This window comes from Streptomyces sp. NPDC003691, from assembly GCF_053981115.1.
Genome location: NZ_JBSFNQ010000068.1, coordinates 1 through 19,216, shown reverse-complemented (window position 1 = coordinate 19,216; position 19,216 = coordinate 1). Strand labels below are relative to the sequence as shown.

Sequence of the window (19,216 nt, the reverse complement as noted above, 5' to 3'; positions counted from 1 at the left end):
TGCCGCGATGAGAGTGCTCCGAGCCGCAATCGAAAGAATTCGGCAGAACTCGACGAACTCGACGAACGGGCCGGTACGCGGGGACCAGCGATCGCCCGGGCGCGGTGGCGCTCCGGGCGAGTACCGGGGGCTGCTCTGCCCCCAGGGCATATCGCGCTGATCACGGCTCCAGGCTATCTCCCCCGCCCCGGGTGCCGTCATGGTCCTTATGTGTACAAAAGCGGGGTCGGAAGTTTGACACTCTGCACAGCGACAGGGGGCGGGCCGCGCCCGGGGGGTAGGTAGCCGGGGAGGCCCCGTCCCGGTGTCTCGTACCGCCCCACCACGGGAGCAGCAGAGATGGCTACGAAGGTCCTGATCGTCACGGGCGACGCCGCCGAGTCCCTGGAGGTCCTCTACCCCTACCAGCGGCTGCTGGAGGAGGGCTACGAGGTGCATATCGCGGCGCCCAGCAGGAAGAAGCTGCGGTTCGTCGTCCACGACTTCGAGGAGGGCTACGACACCTACACCGAGAAGCCCGGCTACACCTGGCCCGCGGACCTGGCCTTCTCCGAGGTCGACCCCGGGGAGTACGCCGCTGTGGTGATTCCGGGCGGGCGGGCGCCCGAGTATCTGCGGAACGACCCCGAGCTGCGGAAGCTCGTCAAGGCGTTCTTCGACTCCGACAAGCCGGTGGCGCAGATCTGCCACGGCCCGCTGCTGACGGCGGCCGTCGGCGGTCTCGAGGGGCGGCGGGTGACCGCCTATCCGGCGCTGGAGCCGGATATGCAGTCGGCGGGCGCGGCCTTCCAGGACACGGAGGCGGTCGTCGACGGCACCCTGGTCTCGTCGCGCGCCTGGCCGGACCATCCGGCGTGGATGCGCGAGTTCCTGAAGGTACTGCGCGCGGCGGGCTGACGGGCGGGAGGCCGCGGCAGGGCGGGCGGGCCGGGGCAGGCGGCCCTGCGGCCGGGCGCGGTCCGGCCGGGCGGCTGCGGCCTCGCAGAGCCCCGGGCCCGGGCGGTGCCGGGCCCGGTGCGTCCGGGGGCTGGGCCCGGTGCGGAGCACCGCGCGGGTCCGGGAAACCGCGGGGGCGGCCCGCCGCGTCCTTCCCGGTGATCCGGCCCGGCGTCCCGCGGGGCCGCCGACCGGTGGAGGCCCTCCGTGCTGCGTTTCCTGAAGTGGGCCGGCGGTATCGCCGCGGCGTTGTTCACCGTGCTGCTGCTGATCGTCTTCGTGCCCGCGATCCGGACGGAGCTGCTGATCGGCCTGGGGCTGGCCGCCCTGATCGGTTTCATCGTGTTCATGATGTGGTCCGAGCGGGACGCCCCGGTGCAAGAGGCCCCCACCCGCCCCCGCCGGGCCCGCGAGGTCCGCAGAGGCGACGGCCCGGACGGCATCTGACCCCGCCCGCGGGCACGAGGCGCCGGGACCGTTCACCGGGTACGGGCGTACGGACGCCGGGACCGGGCACCCCCGGCCCCGCTACCCCGCCCCGGAGGGGCTCAGGCCGTCAGCTCGGCGGCCAGGGCGACCGCCTCCGCCAGCGAGTCCACCACCGGCACACCCACCGGCTCCAGGTTCTCCCGGATATGCGAGCCACCCGTGTAGAGCACCGCGTGCGCGCCCACGTGCGCCGCCGCGAGGGCGTCGTCCGCCGCGTCACCGATGACCACGGTGCGCTCGGGCGAGACCGTCCTGGCGAGCGCCTCCAGATGGCGGGCCATGGACTCGGCCTTGGACACCCCCGACGGCCCCCGCCGCCCGTCCACCCGGACGAAGTGCGCCTCGATGCCCCGCTCCCGTACCGCCGGGACCAGCTCCTCGTGGCCGTACATGCTCAGCAGTGACTGGCTGCGCCCGGTGTCCCGCCACTCCACCAGCAGCTCCGCCGCGCCCGCGGTGAGCCCGCAGGAGCCCTCCCGCTCCAGATAGGCGGCGTGGAAGGCGACGTCCATCGCCAGCCACTCCGGGTCCGTCGGTGTCCGCCCCAGCATCCCCTCGTAGAAGCTGGGAATCGGTATCCGGTACCAGGAGCGGTACTGCTCGACCGTGATCGGCCCGAACTCGACGACCTCCAGTGCTGCGTTCGTCGCCGCGACGACGGCCGTCATGTCGTCCAGCAGCGTGCCGTTCCAGTCCCAGACGAGATGCGGCTCCTGCGCCACCATGTGCTTCCCCCTGTCCGTGCCCATGTTCAAAACCGTACCCGCCCCCACCGACAGTGCCCGCCCGACGGCGGACCGTGACCAGTACGCCTACGCCCCGCCGGTGATCGCGGGGATCTCCTGGACGCCGTACCAGAGCAGCTCGTGGTCCTCGGCACCGTCCACGGTGAAGCGCGCGTCCTCGTCGCCGTGGTCCGCGGCGCCCAGCGCGTCCGCGGCGGCGCGGACGTCGTCGAGCGCCTCGTCGGAGTCCACGTGCACGGCCGCGGCCAGCCGCAGCGGAACCGCCGTCGCGATCCTCAGCTCGCCGAGGGACGAGGCGTCCAGCGCGCGGCCGGGGTCGGCCGCGGCGTCGCGGTCCGGTACGTCGACGGCGACGACGACCCGGCGGCGGTCGGCGTCCGGGTCCCCCGCGATCAGCCGCAGTGAAGCGGCGGCGGCCCGGCTGAGGGCGGCGTACTCCAGCTCCTCCAGGTCGTCCGAGACGTACCACTCGCGGAGCGACGGCGTGACGCCGTACGCGGTCAGCGGCCCGGGGCCCAGCTCGCCCTTGGTGTGCGCCTCCGCGAGTCCGGCGAGGGTCAGGGGGACGTACACGCGCATGGCAGGCCGCTTTCGTAGTCGGAAGACGCACTTCAGAATACGTGCGCCGGTCGCCCGAGGTCCCCCTTCGGGCCGTCGGGGCCCACTGCGGAGCCGTCCACTCCGGACACCGGCTGTCACCACGGGCCAGCGCTCAGAACGCCGGAACTCACCCGGATAGGTGAATTCGCGGCCCACCGGCGGCCGGGCCGGTGACCCATTGCAACACCAGCGCGCCTCCCCGTAGAAGATCCCCAGCGTTGTTACTGCCCGGTATCGACGGAGCCGGGCCGACCGACGGGGGCGGTACGGATGGACGGCACGCGCACACCGACGGAGAACGGGCCCCAGCGGCCGGCCCCGGCACCCGGGGCAGGGCCCGGGGGCCTGCCTCGGGCCGCCCCGCAGCGGACGGCGACCGGGGCGGCCCGGCCGGGCGGCCGCCGGGACTCCCGGCGCCCGGGCGGACGCGGCCCGGGGCGGCGGCCCGGCACCGGCACCGGGCCCGCTTCGGCGGTCACCCGCCCGGACACGGGCGAGGGCACAGACGCGGGCACGGCCGGGGAAACGGGCTCGGGTACCGGCGTATCCGGCGGTACGGGCGCCGCCCCGGACGCGCCCGGCGGTACGGGGCCGGTCACCCCGGCGGACCGGGCCGTCGCGCCCGCTCCCGTGGTGCTGGACGCCCGGCGCCGCGATCTCCCCGCGCACTGGTTCGCCGAACGGCTGCTCGCGGTCCTCAGCGGCCGCAGGCCCGTCCACTGGATGCTCGGCCATGCCCTCGGGGAGGCCTACGACCAGTTGGTGCGGATCGCGGACGGCGCCCCGCTGTACGCCGCGAACCGGCGGACTCCGACGCTCCGCAAGTGCGGGGAGTTCCGTCCCCGGCCCGGGGTCATCGAAGCATTCGCCCTGATCGCCTGCGGCGACCGGCTCCGTGCGATGGCGTTCCGGCTGGAACAGAGCCCCGAGGACCGCCGCTGGCGCTGCGCCGCCCTCGACCTCGGCGACCGCGAACCCCCGCCGCCGGCCCCGGCCGACTGAGCCCCGGCCCCGGTGGCCGTCGGGCCGGGGCTCAGCCCACACCACCGCCGACGGCACACCGCAGGGCCGGACCCGACCGGTCCGGCCCTGCCGTGCGGGCCCTCACGGCCCGCCGTACGCCACGGGGGCGCGGCCCGGGCAAATGCCCGGCGCCGCGCCCCCGTCCTGCTTCGGCTACTTCCTGCCTCGGCTACTTCTTGCGGCGGCGGCCACCGCCGCCCCCGCCCTTCTGGGCCTTGCGCCGCTCCGCGCGGGTCAGCCCGTCACCGGCCGCGGCGGCCGTGGCCCGCGTCTCGCCGGTCTCGAAGTCGCCCTCGACGATGCCGCCCTCACCGTCCACCGTCGGCGCGGAGAAGTGCAGCCGGTCCGGACGCTGCGGCGCCTCCAGACCCTTGGCCCGGATCTCGGGGCGCGCCGCGGGGACCGCGTCCTTCTTCTCCAGGGACGGCCCGTCCGAGTCCTGCACCGGGACCTCCTCGACCTGCTGCTCGACCTGGACCTCCAGGTTGAACAGATAGCCGACGGACTCCTCCTTGATGCTCTCCATCATCGCGGTGAACATGTCGAAGCCCTCACGCTGGTACTCGACCAGGGGGTCCTTCTGCGCCATCGCGCGCAGCCCGATGCCGTCCTGGAGGTAGTCCATCTCGTAGAGGTGCTCACGCCACTTGCGGTCGAGCACCGAGAGCACCACGCGGCGCTCCAGCTCCCGCATGATCTCCGAGCCGAGCTGGTTCTCCCGGGCCTCGTACTGCTCGTGGATGTCGTCCTTGACGGACTCGGCGATGAAGTCGGCCGTGATGCCCACCCGGTCGCCCGCCGCCTCCTCCAGCTCGTCGATGGTGACCTTCACCGGGTAGAGCTGCTTGAACGCGCCCCACAGCCGGTCGAGGTCCCACTCCTCGGCGAAGCCCTCGACCGTCTCCGCCCGGATGTAGGCGTCGATGGTGTCGTCCATGAAGTGCCGGATCTGGTCGTGGAGGTCCTCGCCCTCCAGCACCCGGCGGCGCTCCCCGTAGATCACCTCGCGCTGGCGGCTGAGCACCTCGTCGTACTTCAGCACGTCCTTACGGGTGGTGAAGTTCTGCTGCTCGACCTGGGACTGCGCGGAGGCGATGGCGCGGGTGACCATCTTGTTCTCGATCGGCACGTCGTCGGGCACATTGGCCATGGCCATCACGCGCTCGACCATCTGCGCCTTGAAGAGCCGCATCAGATCGTCGCCGAGGGAGAGGTAGAACCGGGACTCGCCCGGGTCGCCCTGACGGCCGGAACGACCGCGCAGCTGGTTGTCGATCCGGCGCGACTCGTGGCGCTCGGTACCGAGGACGTACAGCCCGCCCAGCTCCCGGACCTCGTCGAACTCGGCCCGGACGGCCTCTTCGGCCGACTTCAGCGCGGCGGGCAGCGCGGCCGCCCACTCCTCGACGTGCTCCACCGGGTCCAGACCGCGCTGGCGCAGCTCGGCCTCCGCCAGGTCGTCCGGGTTGCCGCCGAGCTTGATGTCGGTACCGCGGCCGGCCATGTTCGTCGCGACGGTGACCGCGCCCCGGCGGCCGGCCTGGGCGACGATGCTCGCCTCCCGGTCGTGCTGCTTGGCGTTGAGCACCTCGTGCTGCACGCCGCGCTTGCTGAGCTGCTGCGACAGGTACTCGGACTTCTCGACCGAGGTGGTGCCGACCAGGATCGGCTGGCCCTTCTCGTGCTTCTCCGCGATGTCGTCGACGACGGCGGCGAACTTGGCGACCTCGGTGCGGTAGATCAGGTCCGACTGGTCCAGGCGGACCATCGGCTTGTTGGTCGGGATGGGCACCACGCCGAGCTTGTAGATCTGGTGGAACTCGGCGGCTTCGGTCATCGCCGTACCGGTCATGCCGGAGAGCTTGCCGTAGAGGCGGAAGAAGTTCTGGAGGGTGATCGTGGCAAGGGTCTGGTTCTCGTCCTTGATGTCCACCCCCTCCTTCGCCTCGATCGCCTGGTGCATGCCCTCGTTGTAGCGGCGGCCGGCGAGGATACGGCCGGTGTGCTCGTCGACGATCATGACTTCGCCGTCGATGACGACGTAGTCCTTGTCCTTCTTGAAGAGTTCCTTGGCCTTGATGGCGTTGTTGAGATAGCCGACCAGGGGGGTGTTCACGGACTCGTAGAGGTTGTCGATGCCGAGCCAGTCCTCGACCTTCGCCACACCCGACTCGTGGATGCCGACGGTGCGCTTCTTCTCGTCGACCTCGTAGTCGCCGGTCTCCTCGATGCCCTTGAGGTGGTTGCCCGGCTCGCCGCGGGTCAGCCGGGTGACCAGCTTGGCGAAGTCGCCGTACCACTTGGTGGCCTGGTCGGCCGGGCCGGAGATGATCAGCGGCGTACGGGCCTCGTCGACGAGGATGGAGTCGACCTCGTCGACGATGGCGAAGTTGTGACCGCGCTGGACCAGCTCGTCCTGCGACCACGCCATGTTGTCGCGGAGGTAGTCGAAGCCGAACTCGTTGTTCGTGCCGTAGGTGATGTCGCAGGCGTACTGCTCACGGCGCTGCGCGGGCGTCATGTTCGCCAGGATGCAGCCGACGCTCAGGCCCAGGAACTTGTGGACGCGCCCCATCATCTCGGAGTCGCGCTCGGCCAGGTAGTCGTTGACCGTGATCAGGTGGACGCCCTTGCCGGAGAGCGCGTTCAGATACGCGGGCAGGGTGCCGACGAGGGTCTTGCCCTCACCGGTCTTCATCTCGGCGACATAGCCGAGGTGCAGCGCGGCACCGCCCATCAGCTGGACGTCGTAGTGGCGCTGGCCGAGGACGCGCTTGGCGGCCTCACGGACCGTGGCGAAGGCCTCCGGCAGCAGGTCGTCGAGCGTGTTCTCACCGCTCTCGTACCGCGCCTTGTACTCTTCCGTGAGCGCCCGCAACTCGGCGTCGGAGAGGTCGGCGAAGTCCTCTTCGATGGAGTTGACCTGGCCCGCGATGCGGTGCAGTTTGCGCAGGATCTTGCCTTCGCCTGCACGCATGAGCTTGTTGAAGACGGACACTGGGCGAGGTCTCCTTGCCGGTTCGGGCCTGGGCTGGGTCATGGGACTCTGGCGCGGGCACGGCAGGCGGACCCCACCGCAACGGCCATCGTAAGCGAGGACCCCACCGGGTCGGGAGGTCCGCACTCAGCCCGGCCGCCTGTTACCGCCCTGTCAACGCTCGGGACACGCGGAAGGTGCCGGTGCGGGACGAAAAGTGCTCGCTTCCTGGTCCGGGGCCGTAAAGAATCCGGACATGGAGCCGATCACACTCACCACCGGTCGTCTGCTGCTGCGCACTTTCACGGCGGAGGACACCGAGGAGGTCTTCCGCCTCTGCCAGGACGCCGCGGTCCAGCGGTGGACCACCATCCCCTCCCCTTACGAACGACGGCATGCCGAGGAGTTCACCGGCGAGATGGTCCCGGAGGGCTGGCGGACGTCGACGACGTTCACCTTCGCGGTCGTCCCGCTCGGCGACGGGCCGCCGATGGCCTCGGTCGCGGTCACGCTCCGCACTCTCTCCGGTACCTGGGAGATCGGCTTCTGGCTGGGCGCCGAGTACCGCGGCCGGGGGATCATGACGGAGGCGGTGGGCGAGCTGGCGCGCTGGTCCTTCACCCGGCTCGGCGCGACCCGCCTGGAGTGGCGGGCCGAGGTCGGCAACACGGCCTCCCGGGCGGTGGCGCTGCGGACCGGTTTCACCATGGAGGGCACCCTGCGGGCGGCCCTGGACAACAACGGCACCCTGCGGGACGCCTGGGTCGGTTCCCTGCTCCCCTCGGACCTGGGGCTGCCGGGCGCCCGGGCCTATCTGCCCGCGCCGGTACCGGCGGCTCCCTGAACCCGCCCGGGGTACCGGGGGCGACCGCGGTCCGTGGCACCGTACGGCCCCGGTGATCACGCGCAGACGGCCCGGTGATCAGGGCCCGGGCCGGTGATCGGTGTCAGTGCCACCGTCTATCGTGCGGTCCATGACGACGCAGCCGCCTCCCGTTGCCGAACTCTCCGCCGTCGAGGCCCGCCGGATCGCCCTGCGGGCGCAGGGGTTCCTCGGCGCCCCTGACCGGCGGGCCGGCGTCCGGGGTGTGCTGCGGCATCTGGGCGCGGTCCAGCTCGACACGATCTCGGTGCTGGCCCGCTCCCACGAGCTGGTTCCGTACGCGCGGCTGGGCGCGGTCGGCCGCCCCGCGGTGGACTCGGCGTACTGGACCGGGGGCCACAGCTTCGAGTACTGGTCGCATGCGGCGTGCATCCTGCCCGTCGAGGAGTGGCCGCACTTCGGCTTCCGCCGCCGCGCCTACCGCGCCCGGCCGCAGTGGTACCACGATCTGCCCGACGGGGCGTACGACAAGGTGATCGCCCAGCTGCGCGCCGAGGGCCCGCTGACCGCGACCGAACTGGGCGGCGCGAAGAACGGCGGGGAGTGGTGGGACTGGTCCGCCTCCAAGGTCGCCGTCGAGCGGGCCCTGATGTACGGCGAGGTGGTGTGCGTCGAGCGGCGGGGCTGGAAGCGGGTGTACGACCTGGCGGAGCGGGCGATCCCGGAGCCCCTGCTGGGCACCGAGCTGGACGACGCCGAATGCGTCCGGCGTCTGGTCCGGCTCGCGGGGCAGGCCCTGGGCGTCGGGACCCGGGCGGATATCGCGGACTACCACCGGCTGAAGGGCGAGCAGTTCGACGCGGTGGTCGCGGACTCCGGTCTGGTGCCGGTGAGCGTGGCGGGGTGGGCCAAGCCCGCCTGGGCCGATCCGGAGGCCCTGGCGACCGCGCCCCGCGGCCGTCACCGTACGACGCTGCTGTCGCCCTTCGACTCCCTGATCTGGGAGCGGGCCCGCACCGAGCGGATCTTCGGCTTCACGCACCGGCTGGAGGCGTATGTCCCCAAGCCCAAGCGGATACACGGCTACTTCGCCATGCCCCTGCTGTCCGGCGGGCGGCTGACCGGCCGGGTGGACCCGGCGCGCGAGGGGACGACCCTGGTCGCCCGGCAGGTGTCCCTGGAGTCGGCGAAGACGGTGGAGCCGATGGCGCGGGCCCTGCGGGAGGCGGCCGAGTGGGTCGGCTGCGACGCGGTGCGGGTGGAGCGGGTCGACCCTCCCGCGCTGGCCGGGCCCCTGACCGCCGCCGTCACGGCCGGCTGAACCCGCCCCCGCGAGCCCTCCCCCGCCGGGTACCGGCACGGGAGCGCCGCGCGCCCGGCAAGATCCGAAAGAGACGACCTGAGCGCGGGCACCGGGCCCGCGCCGCGAAGGGCTCAGCGGATCTCCAGGATCTTCTCCCGCATCGCGTAGACGACGGCCTCCATCCTGGAGTGCAGCTGGAGCTTCTCCAGGATGTTGCGGACGTGGTTCTTCACCGTGTTCTCGGAGATGAACAGTTCCTTGGCGATATCGCGGTTGTTCATTCCGGTGGCAACCAGCTTGAGGACCTCCAGCTCACGGTCGGTGAGCCGGGGCGCGGGCACCAGCCTGCGCTCGTCGGTGCGCTGGATCATCGACTTGAACTCGGTGAGCAGTTTCGACGCCATCGACGGGCTGATCTGCGACTGGCCGTCGGCGACGGCGCGGATCGCGGTGGCGACCTCGTCGGTGGAGATCTCCTTGAGGAGATAGCCGGTGGCGCCGGCCTTGATCGCGTCATAGAGGTCGGCCTCCTCGTCGCTGATCGTCAGCATGATGATCTTCGCGCTGGGGGCCACCTCCTTGATGGAGGTACAGGCTTCGATACCGCCGCGCCGGGGCATCCGGACATCCATCAGCACGATGTCGGGCAGCAGATCCGCGGCCTTGTCGACGGCCTCGGCGCCGTCCCCGGCCTCGCCGACGACCTGGATGTCCTCCTCATGGGCCAGCACGATCTCCAGCCCTCTGCGGAAGAGCGCATGGTCGTCGACCACCAGGACCCGGATCGGCTCGGCGCGGGGGCCGCCCGGCGCGGCCTCGGAGACCGTGTCCCGGGCGTCGGCGGTGTCCTGGTGAACCGGTCCGAAGCTGTCCGCCATCGTTCCTCCCCCTGAGATCAGGGTCCGAAGGGCATGTCCGTTCGACCAACGCCGGTGCAGGGGGCACCTGTTGGCTTGACGCCATGCTTTCATGCCGGACCGTCAACGCGGTGATCCTGCGGGGGCACGGTGGTGCCCCCGAGGGCGCACAGGGCGCTCCGGGGGCACCGTGCTCAGCGGTCCACGGCCGGCGGAACGGCCGCGGGGGCGGCGGGATCAGCCGCCGAGCGCCCCGCCCGCGCCGCTTCCCTCGGAGCCGGCCAGGGGGTCGGTCTCCAGGTGGATGACGCCGTAGTCGTAGGCGTGTCGCCGGTAGACGACGCTGGGCTGCTTCGTCTCGGAGTCGACGAAGAGATAGAAATCGTGCCCGACCAGCTCCATCTCGTAGAGAGCCTGGTCAAGGGGCATCGGGGCCGCGGTGTGGACCTTCTCCCGGACCACCAGCGGTCCGTCTCCCTGCACTTCCAGTGAACCGATTTTCGTGGTGGGAATGGATTCCGGTGTCTCTTCGGCGGGGGTGTAGCCGTTGACGTCGATCTCGGCGACGCCGGGCACCACGTCGGCCACTTCCGCCGCGGACAGCCGGCCGTTGCCACGGCGCGTGTTGCGCTTGTCGTGCTGCTTGCGCAGTCGTGCTTCCAGTTTGCCGGTGGCCAGGTCAAGCGCTGCGTACGGGTCGTTTGCCGATGCCTCCGCCCGGATCACCGGGCCTCGGGAGTGGAGCGTGATCTCCACGCGGTCAGAACGGTCGGCCTGCCGCGGGTTGTGCTCCTTGGACACCTCGACGTCCAGGCTGATCACCTTGGCGTCGAGCTTCTGGATCTTGTCCAGCTTCAGCTTCTCGGCCACGTGCTTGCGGAACCGCTCAGGTACCTCGGTCTTGCGGCCCTTGACGACGATGTCCACGCAGAACTCCGTTCCCGGATTGCCCCGCCCACCCTGCGGCTGCGGGGCGTCTCCCTCTTGCACCAGACCCCGGTGATGAACCGGAGCCTCGGACTAGGCGACTTTCACCTCCTCCTCCCCAGTCGACAAGATCCCCACCCCACCAACTTTCGAGGTTTTCACTGCCTCGTATCCGCGGCCATGGCACACGGCCGGGTGTTCGGTGAGGTACGGGACCTCGATCCGCCTATCCACACCACCGAACATAGCCCCATCGGACCGGTGTCGGCACCCGCTACCAGCGCGTACCTCCGTTCGGCGGTTTTTCTCCCTCACTGGCTGCAACGTTCACCGAAGTGATCGGGTTCCGCTTTCTTCGAAAAGAAGATCGAAGACGGCCCCGGGTGCGGCGACGACCGCGGCGGGAGCCACGACCGCGCCCCCGACCGCCTCCGCCAGCGCGCGGGCCGCCTCCGCCAGGGAGGCACCGGTCGTCATCAGATCGTCCACGGGCACCACTGTGGCGCCCGTCAGCAGCCTCGCGGCCCCTCCGGCGGCCCCGAGGGCCCCGGCCAGATTCGCCACCCGCTCCGGGGCCGTGAGCCCCGTCTGGTCGGCAACGGGCCGCCGCTGCCTCAGCACGGGAAGCACGCTCGCCCCGGTACCCGTGCGCCGCAGCTCACGGGCCGCGGCCAGGGCGATGCGCCGGGTGGCGTCGTGGCCCCGGGCCCGGACCGCCCGGCGCGCCGACGGCACCGGCACCAGCACCAGCGGCCGCCCCTCACCATCTGCCACCCCCACGCGGACCGCCGCCCGCACCGCCCCGGCAAGTGCTACCCCCAGAGGCCCGGCCAGCCCCAGGACGCCCCGCTCCTTGTGGGCCAGCAGCACCGCCCGTACGGCATCGGCGTACACCGCGGCCGCGTACACCACCGGCAGTCCCGGGGGCACGGGATCCGGTCGGGCGAGGCGCGCAGCGGAGCCGTACAGCTCATGCGCGCACTCGGTGCACAGCGGCGTGCGGGACGTCCCGCAGCCGCCGCATGCGGCCGGCAGCACCAGGCCGGAGATCTCCTGCCACCATCCCCGCACAGCACCTACTGTGCCCCTTCGCGGAAGAAGCCGCCAGGCCCTGTGGATAACTTGCCCGGGACGGCCCCGGCCTGCGGTTTTCCCGCCGGAACAGGGAGGGGACCGGAATCAGCCGGGGTAGCCGGGGTCAGCCCGGGTAGACGGGAGACGAGCCCTTGTCGACCACCATCTGCCAGGTCGCTCCCGCGGGCAGCCGGACGATGCCGTCGGTCTTCGAGTGCGCCACCAGCGGCTGCCCCTCGTCGATGGACGCGGCGATCGACTGCACCTGGTTCAGTCCCGGCAGCACGCTCGCCGCCGATGTGGAGCCGTCCGTGTGGATGAACCGGATCTGTTCCACCCCGCCGGACTCCCGGCCGACCACCACGAGCCTGCTCGGCCCGGCCCAGGAGACGGCCGTGACCTGCTCCATCTGGGGTGCCGTCGGCACCAGCCCGTCGACCGAGACCACCGGGTCGTCCTGGGTTCCGGTGCGCTCCACCCGGCCGATGTGCAGGGTCGTCCTGCCGCCCTTCTCCAGCAGCAGCGCGATCCTGGTGCCGTCCGCCGCGACCTTCACGGAGTGGATCCGCGCCCCGTCGAGGCCCGGCGCGATCTGCACCTTCTGCGGTACCTCCTGGCCCGCCGGCCGCCGCAGCAGCGCGGGCCCGTCCGGATCCCGGTCGGCGAACCAGAGATCGCCGCGGCCGTCCCAGCTCGGGGCCGTGAGCCGGTCGTGCAGCCCCTTGCCGCGGCTGATGTACACCGGCTGGACGAGCTCACCGGTCATGCTGGTGGGCTCGACGAACAGCTTGGCGGCGTCCGGAGTGACCGCGGCGGCCGTCCGTTCGTCCCGCGCGACGGCGACCGCGCCCACCGCGAGCTGACCACTGCCCAGCGGCCCGGGCACCGGCTCCGGTACGGCGCTCTCCTTGCCGTCGCCGACCAGCACGGCCAGTTGCTTCTTGTCGTTGACGAAGTACTGCTTCTCGCCCGCCGGGGGCCGGTTGGAGGCGTACTCCTCCTCCTCGCCGCTGGGGAGCACACAGAGCTGCGAGCCGTCGTGCCGCTGGATCTCGATCTCCCCGACCCGGACCGCCGAAAGGTCCTTGAGGGTGAACATGATCTGGGCCGCCATCTTGGTGCACTGGGCGCGCCCGGCGTTGGCCGCCTTCTCGTTCAGCGGCACCTTCAGCACGTCGCGGTCGTCGACCGTGAGGGACGTGACCCCCTTCGCCAGCGCCGTACCGCTGGGGAAACGCGATTCCACGACCGGCTTCAGCCAGTTCGTCGGCCCGTCGAGGAGCGCCTTCACGGACTGGGTGACCGGATCCATCCTGGTGACCGGGTCCATCCGCTGCTGGATGAAGACCGGGTCGGCGACCACCGTGTCCCGGCCGCTGGCGAAGTAGTACTTGTTCACGGGCCGGTAGTTGCGGTGGAAGTCCGACTGCCCGAGGACGAGTCCGTCCGGCAGCGCGTCGATCCGCCACTCCCCCTCGGCACCCTGCCGTGAGACATGGATGGGGAACCGGTACTCCTCGGGCGCGACCGCCGTGTACGCCTGCTGGGCGTCGATCTCCGCGATCTGCGTCCCGGACAGGAGGTAGTCCCGGCCCTGCTGGCCGGAGGAGCCGCTCGGCGGCTGGAAGCCCGTGGTGGGCGCCACTTCCAGAACGGTGGTGCCCTTCTGCGGCTGCCAGGTCCGCGACTTCTCCGGCGACAGATAGGCCCGTGCCGTGGCAAAGCCGGCGTCGTCGCTGGTCATCGCCTCCAGAAAGCCGTCGATGATCTCCTGGGGGTCGGCGCCCTTGCGCGGCGGCACGGGGTGGACCCGTACCTGCGCGTCGGCCCGCGGCGACGCCTTCACCACCTGGACGTCACCGCTGTCGGGCATCGAGGCACAGCCCGTGATCAGCACCATCCCGCCGCTGCCGAGCAGCGCACCGAGCCGGATCCCGCTCCGGCGGCGGTCCCGGCGAGAGTCAGCGCCCACGAATCGTGTCCTCCTGGTCCGAAGAAGCCGGTACTGCCGGGGCGGCGGGAGCGGAACGCTCCCCCGTGCCGTCCGCCGCCGGATCGTCCACACGCTCCCCGGTCCCGCGGGCCACCACCCTGGCACCGCTGCCGGGCAGCGCCGCCGGATCGACGCCGCGGGGAGCGACGGTTGCGGCGGACTGCCGCGGCGGCACGGACAGCGGGTTCCGCGCCGGATGCTGTACGGGTACGGAGGCGAGCAGCCGCCCTCCCGGACCGCCCTCCGGCGGGCCGGACGCGGCGCGCTCCCGGTTCTGGCGGGAGTCCTCGGGCTCCAGGGGTATCGGGGAGCCCCGCAGGGGTTCGTCGGCGGTACGCGGCAGGGTCAGCCGGAACTGCGAACCGCCGCCGGGTTCGCCCCAGGCCTGGAGCCAGCCGCCGTGCAGCCGGGCGTCCTCGACGGCGATGGAGAGTCCGAGGCCGGTGCCGCCGGTGGTCCTGGCCCGGGCCGGGTCGGCGCGCCAGAACCGGTTGAAGACCCGGGTGGCCTCGCCCGGCTTCAGCCCGACTCCGTAGTCCCGTACGGCCACGGCGACCGCGCCACCCGCGGCGGCCAGCCGCACCACGACATCGCGGCCCTCGCCGTGCTCCACGGCGTTGACCACCAGATTGCGCAGGACCCGCTCGACCCGGCGGGCGTCGGCCTCGGCGACGACGGGCTGGTCGTCACCGACGACCCGTATCCGGCTGCCCTTGCGCTCGGCGAGCGGCTCGGCACCGCCGATCACCCGCCGGACGACCTCGCGCAGGTCTATCGGCTCGGCCTCCAGGGCGGCCGCGCCCGCGTCGAAGCGGCTGATCTCCAGCAGATCGGAGAGGAGCGACTCGAAACGGTCGAGCTGGTCGCCGAGGAGTTCGGCGGAGCGCGCGGTCACCGGATCGAAGTCGCTGCGGGCCTCGTGGATGACGTCCGCGGCCATCCGTACGGTGGTCAGCGGGGTGCGCAGCTCGTGTGAGACGTCGGAGACGAAACGCCGCTGCATCCGCGACAGCTCCTCCAGCTGCTGGATCTTGAGCTGGAGATTCTGCGCCATCTTGTTGAAGGCCTCGCCCAGCCGGGCGATGTCGTCCTCGCCGGTGACCTTCATCCGTTCCTGGAGCCGGCCGGCGGAGAGCCGCTCGGCGATCCCGGCGGCCATCCGCACGGGTGTCACGATCTGCCGGACCACCAGCCAGGCGATGGCCCCGAGCAGCACCACGAGGAAGAGTCCCGCGGTGGCCAGGGTCCCCCGGACCAGGTTCAGCGACTGCTGTTCCTGGGCCAGCGGGAAGACGTAGTACAGCTCGTACGGCTTGTCCTCGGCGTCGTTGAGCTGGGTACCGACCGCAAGACCGGGTTCCGCGTTCCGGGCGTCCTCGGTGTAGACGATCGACATATAGGACCGGTGGGTACGGGAGTCCCGCTGGACATCGGTCCGCAGCGCCTCCGGGATGGACGCGGGGTCCACCTCGCCCGAGGTACGCGGTGCCCGGGCGCCGCCGCCCGCGTCGTCGGCGCTGAGGGCGACGACGTGGAACGCGCCCTGGCCTCCGCTGGCCAGCCGCTCCACCAGGTCCGTACGCCAGGACCGGGTGGCCGCCTGGCCGTCGGCGCCCCCGCGGCCGCCGGGGCCCAGGGGTGCGTTGGCGGCCTCCCGGGCGACCTGGAATCCGCCGGCGGCCTGGCTCTGGGCGGCTTTGATCTTGGCTTCGAGCAGCCCGTTGCGCACCTGCCCGACGACGACGAAGCCCAGCAGCACGACGACACCGACGGACATCAGCAGCGTCATCACCACGATGCGCAGCTGGATGTTGCGCCGCCACAGCCGGACCGCGGGCAGCAGGGGACGGCGCACCCAGCGCATCACGATCCGCAGCAGCAGCCTGCTGGGCTCTCCGTCCCGCCCCGGCCCACGGCCGCGCAGCACCCGGCCGAGCCGGCCGGGCAGGGCCGGACGCTTTCCGGGCACGGCGGCCCGCCCCCCACTGCCCCCCTGCTTCCCGGGCTGCGGAGCAGCGCTGCCGCCGGTCATGTCAGCTCGGTCCCGCCTTGTAACCGACCCCACGGACGGTCACCACGATCTCGGGGCGCTCCGGGTCCTTCTCGACCTTGGAGCGCAGCCGCTGGACATGCACATTGACCAGCCGGGTGTCCGCGGCGTGCCGGTACCCCCACACCTGTTCCAGCAGCACCTCTCGGGTGAAGACCTGCCACGGCTTACGGGCCAGCGCCACGAGCAGGTCGAACTCCAGCGGGGTGAGGGCGATGGACTGCCCGTCCCGCTTCACGGAGTGCCCGGCCACGTCGATCACCAGATCGCCGATGGTCAGCTGCTCCGGAGCCGGCTCCTCCGACCGCCGCAGCCGCGCCCTGATCCGGGCGACCAGTTCCTTCGGCTTGAACGGCTTGATGATGTAGTCGTCGGCCCCGGACTCCAGGCCCACCACGACGTCCACCGTGTCGCTCTTCGCGGTGAGCATCACGATCGGCACCCCGGACTCCGCCCGGATCTGCCGGCATACCTCGATGCCGTCCCGGCCGGGCAGCATCAGATCCAGCAGCACCAGATCCGGTTTGGCCTCACGGAAGGCGGCGAGCGCCTTGTCGCCGTCCGCGACGAACGACGGCTCGAAACCCTCACCACGCAGCACAATCCCGAGCATCTCGGCCAGTGCGGTGTCGTCGTCGACGACTAGGACTCGTCCCTTCATAATCGACATCATCCCATTACCCCACGGCTGGCATAGGTTCCGGTGAGATAGGTCACTGACCTGTGACAACGCACCGCGTGACCTGCGGTTACCCCTCCGTGTCCGGCACCGTGGGGCCGCTGGGCGGGCCGTTCAGCCCGCCGGCGGCCGCTGTGACCGGGCCCACAGCTCCCTCACCCCGTCCCCCGTCACCGGGGACACCGCTCCTTCCTCCGTGACGATCGCCGTGACCAGTTCCGGCGGTGTCACGTCGAAGGCGGGGTTGTACGCCGCCGTGCCCGCCGGGGCGAGCGGCCGTCCGCCGCCGGGAAAGAAGGTGACCTCCTCCGGGGCCCGCTGCTCCACTTCGATCGCCGGCCCGTCGGGAGTGGCCGGGTCGATGGTGGTGGTCGGCGCCACGACCACGAACGGCACATGGTGGTAGCGGGCCAGCACCGCCAGCGGATAGCTCCCGACCTTGTTGGCGACCGCCCCGTTCGCGGCGATCCGGTCGGCCCCGATGAGGACCGCGTCCACCTCCCCGGCGGCGAACAGGGAGCCCGCCGCGTTGTCGGTCAGCAGGGTGTACGGCATTCCCGAGCGCGCGGCCTCCCAGGCGGTCAGCCGGGCGCCCTGGAGCAGCGGACGGGTCTCGTCGACCCACAGCCTCCGCAGCCTGCCCGCCCGGTGGGCGGCGAGCGCCACCGCGAAAGCGGTGCCCTCGCCCCCGGAGACCAGCGATCCGGTGTTGCAGTGGGTGAGGATCCGGTGGGCGCCCCCGGAGAGCAGCTCGTCGAGGAGCGCAAGGCCGTGGCCGGCCATCCGCGCGCTGGCCGCCGCGTCCTCTCGGTGCAGTTCCCGGGCCGCCGCCAGCACCGCCCGGGCGGCCGGTCCGGGCCCCCCGGCCGCCGCCGCCCGGTATGCGCCGAGCGCCAGCTCGCTGCCGTACCGGAGGTTCACCGCGGTGGGCCGCGCCCCCGCCAGGGCTGCGGCCGCCGATTCCACGTCGTCGCCCCGGGCCGCGGCGAGCGCCACCCCGTAGGCGCCGGTGATACCCAGCAGCGGCGCACCCCGGACCGCCAGGCTCCGGATCGCCGCGACCACGGCAGGCACATCGGCGCAGACCATCTCGGTCTCCTCACCGGGCAGTCGGGTCTGGTCGAGCAGGACCAGCCGGGGTCCGTCCGCAGACTCTTCCCAGCGCAGTACCGGGAGCCGCGGCCGCTCGTCACCGGCTCGCTGTCGCGCGTCGTGATCAGCCATCCGCACAGTCTGCCCGCTCCCCGGTTGCGAAAGAAGGTGCGAGAGGGGCACAGCCGCCCACCCACGGCCGAGCCGTGCGTGACACGATGGCTGGCAGTCTGCCGCCGTCCTACGGGGGCGGGCCGCCAGAGAACACCGGTTCGCCGAACCGGTGCCGCAACCGACTCACGAGGTGGACGACCGTGAACGACACTCCGGGCTGGGTTCCGCCCGGATCCGCTTCTTCCGAGGGGCAGGACGCCCAGGCGTCCCGCCCCGCGCAGCCCGGCGACCCGAACGGGCCCGCCGCGAAGTGGTCCAGTGAGCAGCCGCCCGCCGGCCAGTGGTCCGCGCCGTCCGTGCCCGGCCCCCGCGGCGGTGGACAGGTGCCTCCGCCCGGACCGGGCTGGGGCGGATACCCCCACGGCGGCTGGGGGCGTCCCCCGGTGGCCAAGCCCGGTGTGATCCCGCTCCGCCCGCTGGGGGTCGGCGAGATCCTCGACGGAGCGGTGTCGACCCTGCGCACGCACTGGCGCACCGTCCTCGGCATCACCCTCACCGTCTCGGTGGTCGCGGAGATCGGGAACATCCTCGTCGCCCGCTATCTGCTGCCCGAACCGGTGGAGATCGCCCCCGACGCGGACCCCGAAGAGGCCCTGCGCCAGGCCGTGGACGCGATGCAGTCGCTGCTGGTGTCCCTGATCCCGGTCATGCTGATCGCGCTGCTGGCCACGTTGTTCACCACCGCCCTGCTGACCGTGGTCGTCAGCCGCTCGGTGCTCGGCCGCCCGGTGACGCTCGGCGAGGCCTGGCAGGAGGCCCGGCCCCGGCTGCCGCAGCTGCTGGCCCTGACCCTCCTGGTACCGCTGGCGGCCCTCGGCATCATGGCCGTGGGCATCCTGCCGGGAGCCCTCCTGGGCGGCCCTGAGGGCGCGGCGCTGATGGTGGTGGGCACGCTCGCCTCGGTACCGGTGGCCGTCTGGCTGGTGATCCGGTTCGCGCTGGCACCGCCCGCCCTGATGCTGGAGCACCAGGGCGTCGTCGCCGCCCTGCGCCGCTCCTCCAAGCTGGTCACGGGCGCCTGGTGGCGGACCTTCGGCATCGTGCTGCTGACGGGCATCATCACCGCGGTCGTCCAGATGATCATCTCGATACCGTTCGGTTTCGCCGCCGTCCTCGCCGACAGCGACGGCCTCAAGGACATCTTCACCGCGGACGGCACCCAGTTCGGCTGGTCCTATCTGATCATCGCCGGCATCGGTGCCGTGATCGCCTCGACGATCACCTTCCCGATCTCCGCGGGCGTCAATGTCCTCCTCTACATCGACCAGCGGATCCGCCGCGAGGCCCTCGACCTCGAACTGGGCCGCGCCGCGGGCCTCCCCGGCTACCCCACCGACCACTCCGGCGGCACCCCCGGGAGCGGATGAGGTGTTCTTCACGGGGGGACTGCCGTCGGCCGGCGACCTCGGGGCGATCCGCCAGTACGTGGCGCTGCAAGAGACCCACGACGCCTTCTACATGGTCGTCGACCTG

Annotated in this window: 16 protein-coding genes; 6 read left to right on the top strand and 10 right to left on the bottom strand. The window is 72.0% G+C overall.

The genetic code is table 11. From position 1 onward, the window contains the following. The first annotated feature begins 339 nt into the window (after positions 1 to 339). Both ACWDR0_RS26155 and ACWDR0_RS26150 read left to right on the top strand, forming a co-directional pair. Positions 340 to 897, top strand: coding sequence for a DJ-1/PfpI family protein (locus ACWDR0_RS26155; protein WP_456354216.1), 558 nt, complete (start codon positions 340 to 342; stop codon positions 895 to 897). Between the two features lie 246 nt (positions 898 to 1,143). Beyond that, entirely contained in the window at positions 1,144 to 1,383 is a 240-nt protein-coding gene (locus tag ACWDR0_RS26150) for a hypothetical protein (protein ID WP_456354215.1), read from the top strand. Positions 1,384 to 1,484: 101 nt separating this feature from the next. On the opposite strand, the gene ACWDR0_RS26145 is transcribed toward ACWDR0_RS26150, so the two are convergent. After that, complete coding sequence (locus ACWDR0_RS26145; RefSeq protein ID WP_456354214.1) at positions 1,485 to 2,174, bottom strand: HAD family hydrolase; 690 nt, start codon at positions 2,172 to 2,174, stop codon at positions 1,485 to 1,487. 63 nt (positions 2,175 to 2,237) lie between these two features. Next, positions 2,238 to 2,750, bottom strand: a complete 513-nt coding sequence (locus tag ACWDR0_RS26140; protein WP_456354213.1) for a DUF6912 family protein — start codon at positions 2,748 to 2,750, stop codon at positions 2,238 to 2,240. 291 nt (positions 2,751 to 3,041) lie between these two features. On the opposite strand from ACWDR0_RS26140, the gene ACWDR0_RS26135 reads away from it, so the two are divergent. Then, positions 3,042 to 3,773, top strand: a complete 732-nt coding sequence (locus ACWDR0_RS26135; RefSeq protein WP_456354212.1) for an Rv3235 family protein — start codon at positions 3,042 to 3,044, stop codon at positions 3,771 to 3,773. Between the two features lie 190 nt (positions 3,774 to 3,963). Here ACWDR0_RS26135 and secA read toward each other — a convergent pair whose 3' ends face one another. Next, complete coding sequence (gene secA / locus ACWDR0_RS26130) at positions 3,964 to 6,792, bottom strand: preprotein translocase subunit SecA (protein WP_456354211.1); 2,829 nt, start codon at positions 6,790 to 6,792, stop codon at positions 3,964 to 3,966. Between the two features lie 235 nt (positions 6,793 to 7,027). On the opposite strand from secA, the gene ACWDR0_RS26125 reads away from it, so the two are divergent. Continuing rightward, a complete protein-coding gene (locus tag ACWDR0_RS26125) occupies positions 7,028 to 7,615 on the top strand; it encodes a GNAT family N-acetyltransferase (RefSeq protein ID WP_456354210.1) in 588 nt (195 codons plus the stop codon). 130 nt (positions 7,616 to 7,745) lie between these two features. Then, positions 7,746 to 8,915, top strand: coding sequence for a winged helix-turn-helix domain-containing protein (locus ACWDR0_RS26120; protein WP_456354209.1), 1,170 nt, complete (start codon positions 7,746 to 7,748; stop codon positions 8,913 to 8,915). Between the two features lie 113 nt (positions 8,916 to 9,028). On the opposite strand, the gene ACWDR0_RS26115 is transcribed toward ACWDR0_RS26120, so the two are convergent. The 7 genes from ACWDR0_RS26115 to mtnA form a co-directional block, all read right to left on the bottom strand. After that, positions 9,029 to 9,775 carry a response regulator gene (locus tag ACWDR0_RS26115; protein WP_456354208.1) on the bottom strand — a complete coding sequence of 249 codons (747 nt, stop codon included), beginning with the start codon at positions 9,773 to 9,775 and terminating at the stop codon, positions 9,029 to 9,031. A gap of 216 nt (positions 9,776 to 9,991) precedes the next feature. Further along, positions 9,992 to 10,681 (bottom strand): ribosome hibernation-promoting factor, HPF/YfiA family, encoded by a 690-nt coding sequence (gene hpf, locus ACWDR0_RS26110; RefSeq protein ID WP_456354207.1) that lies wholly within the window; start codon positions 10,679 to 10,681, stop codon positions 9,992 to 9,994. A gap of 327 nt (positions 10,682 to 11,008) precedes the next feature. After that, complete coding sequence (locus tag ACWDR0_RS26105) at positions 11,009 to 11,752, bottom strand: ComF family protein (protein WP_456354206.1); 744 nt, start codon at positions 11,750 to 11,752, stop codon at positions 11,009 to 11,011. Positions 11,753 to 11,879: 127 nt separating this feature from the next. Beyond that, entirely contained in the window at positions 11,880 to 13,727 is a 1,848-nt protein-coding gene (locus ACWDR0_RS26100; protein WP_456354205.1) for an LpqB family beta-propeller domain-containing protein, read from the bottom strand. Continuing rightward, positions 13,717 to 15,780 carry an MtrAB system histidine kinase MtrB gene (gene mtrB, locus ACWDR0_RS26095; protein ID WP_456354204.1) on the bottom strand — a complete coding sequence of 688 codons (2,064 nt, stop codon included), beginning with the start codon at positions 15,778 to 15,780 and terminating at the stop codon, positions 13,717 to 13,719. The genes ACWDR0_RS26100 and mtrB overlap by 11 nt, the downstream gene beginning before the upstream one ends. Before the next feature lies 1 nt (position 15,781). Next, positions 15,782 to 16,471 carry a two-component system response regulator MtrA gene (gene mtrA / locus ACWDR0_RS26090; RefSeq protein ID WP_187144562.1) on the bottom strand — a complete coding sequence of 230 codons (690 nt, stop codon included), beginning with the start codon at positions 16,469 to 16,471 and terminating at the stop codon, positions 15,782 to 15,784. Between the two features lie 120 nt (positions 16,472 to 16,591). Beyond that, a complete protein-coding gene (mtnA, locus tag ACWDR0_RS26085; RefSeq protein ID WP_456354203.1) occupies positions 16,592 to 17,701 on the bottom strand; it encodes an S-methyl-5-thioribose-1-phosphate isomerase in 1,110 nt (369 codons plus the stop codon). Positions 17,702 to 17,883: 182 nt separating this feature from the next. On the opposite strand from mtnA, the gene ACWDR0_RS26080 reads away from it, so the two are divergent. Next, positions 17,884 to 19,110 carry a glycerophosphoryl diester phosphodiesterase membrane domain-containing protein gene (locus ACWDR0_RS26080; RefSeq protein WP_456354202.1) on the top strand — a complete coding sequence of 409 codons (1,227 nt, stop codon included), beginning with the start codon at positions 17,884 to 17,886 and terminating at the stop codon, positions 19,108 to 19,110. Positions 19,111 to 19,216: the final 106 nt, after the last annotated feature.

Excerpts from the sequence above, each read along its gene's own strand:
- ACWDR0_RS26135 (WP_456354212.1), top strand. The coding sequence starts at position 3,042 with ATGGACGGCACGCGCACACCGACGGAGAACGGGCCCCAGCGGCCGGCC.
- ACWDR0_RS26125 (WP_456354210.1), top strand. The coding sequence starts at position 7,028 with ATGGAGCCGATCACACTCACCACCGGTCGTCTGCTGCTGCGCACTTTC.
- mtrA (WP_187144562.1), bottom strand. The coding sequence starts at position 16,471 with ATGATGTCGATTATGAAGGGACGAGTCCTAGTCGTCGACGACGACACC.
- mtrB (WP_456354204.1), bottom strand. The coding sequence starts at position 15,780 with ATGACCGGCGGCAGCGCTGCTCCGCAGCCCGGGAAGCAGGGGGGCAGT.
- ACWDR0_RS26155 (WP_456354216.1), top strand. The coding sequence starts at position 340 with ATGGCTACGAAGGTCCTGATCGTCACGGGCGACGCCGCCGAGTCCCTG.
- ACWDR0_RS26145 (WP_456354214.1), bottom strand. The coding sequence starts at position 2,174 with ATGGGCACGGACAGGGGGAAGCACATGGTGGCGCAGGAGCCGCATCTC.
- ACWDR0_RS26140 (WP_456354213.1), bottom strand. The coding sequence starts at position 2,750 with ATGCGCGTGTACGTCCCCCTGACCCTCGCCGGACTCGCGGAGGCGCAC.
- ACWDR0_RS26120 (WP_456354209.1), top strand. The coding sequence starts at position 7,746 with ATGACGACGCAGCCGCCTCCCGTTGCCGAACTCTCCGCCGTCGAGGCC.
- ACWDR0_RS26115 (WP_456354208.1), bottom strand. The coding sequence starts at position 9,775 with ATGGCGGACAGCTTCGGACCGGTTCACCAGGACACCGCCGACGCCCGG.
- mtnA (WP_456354203.1), bottom strand. The coding sequence starts at position 17,701 with ATGGCTGATCACGACGCGCGACAGCGAGCCGGTGACGAGCGGCCGCGG.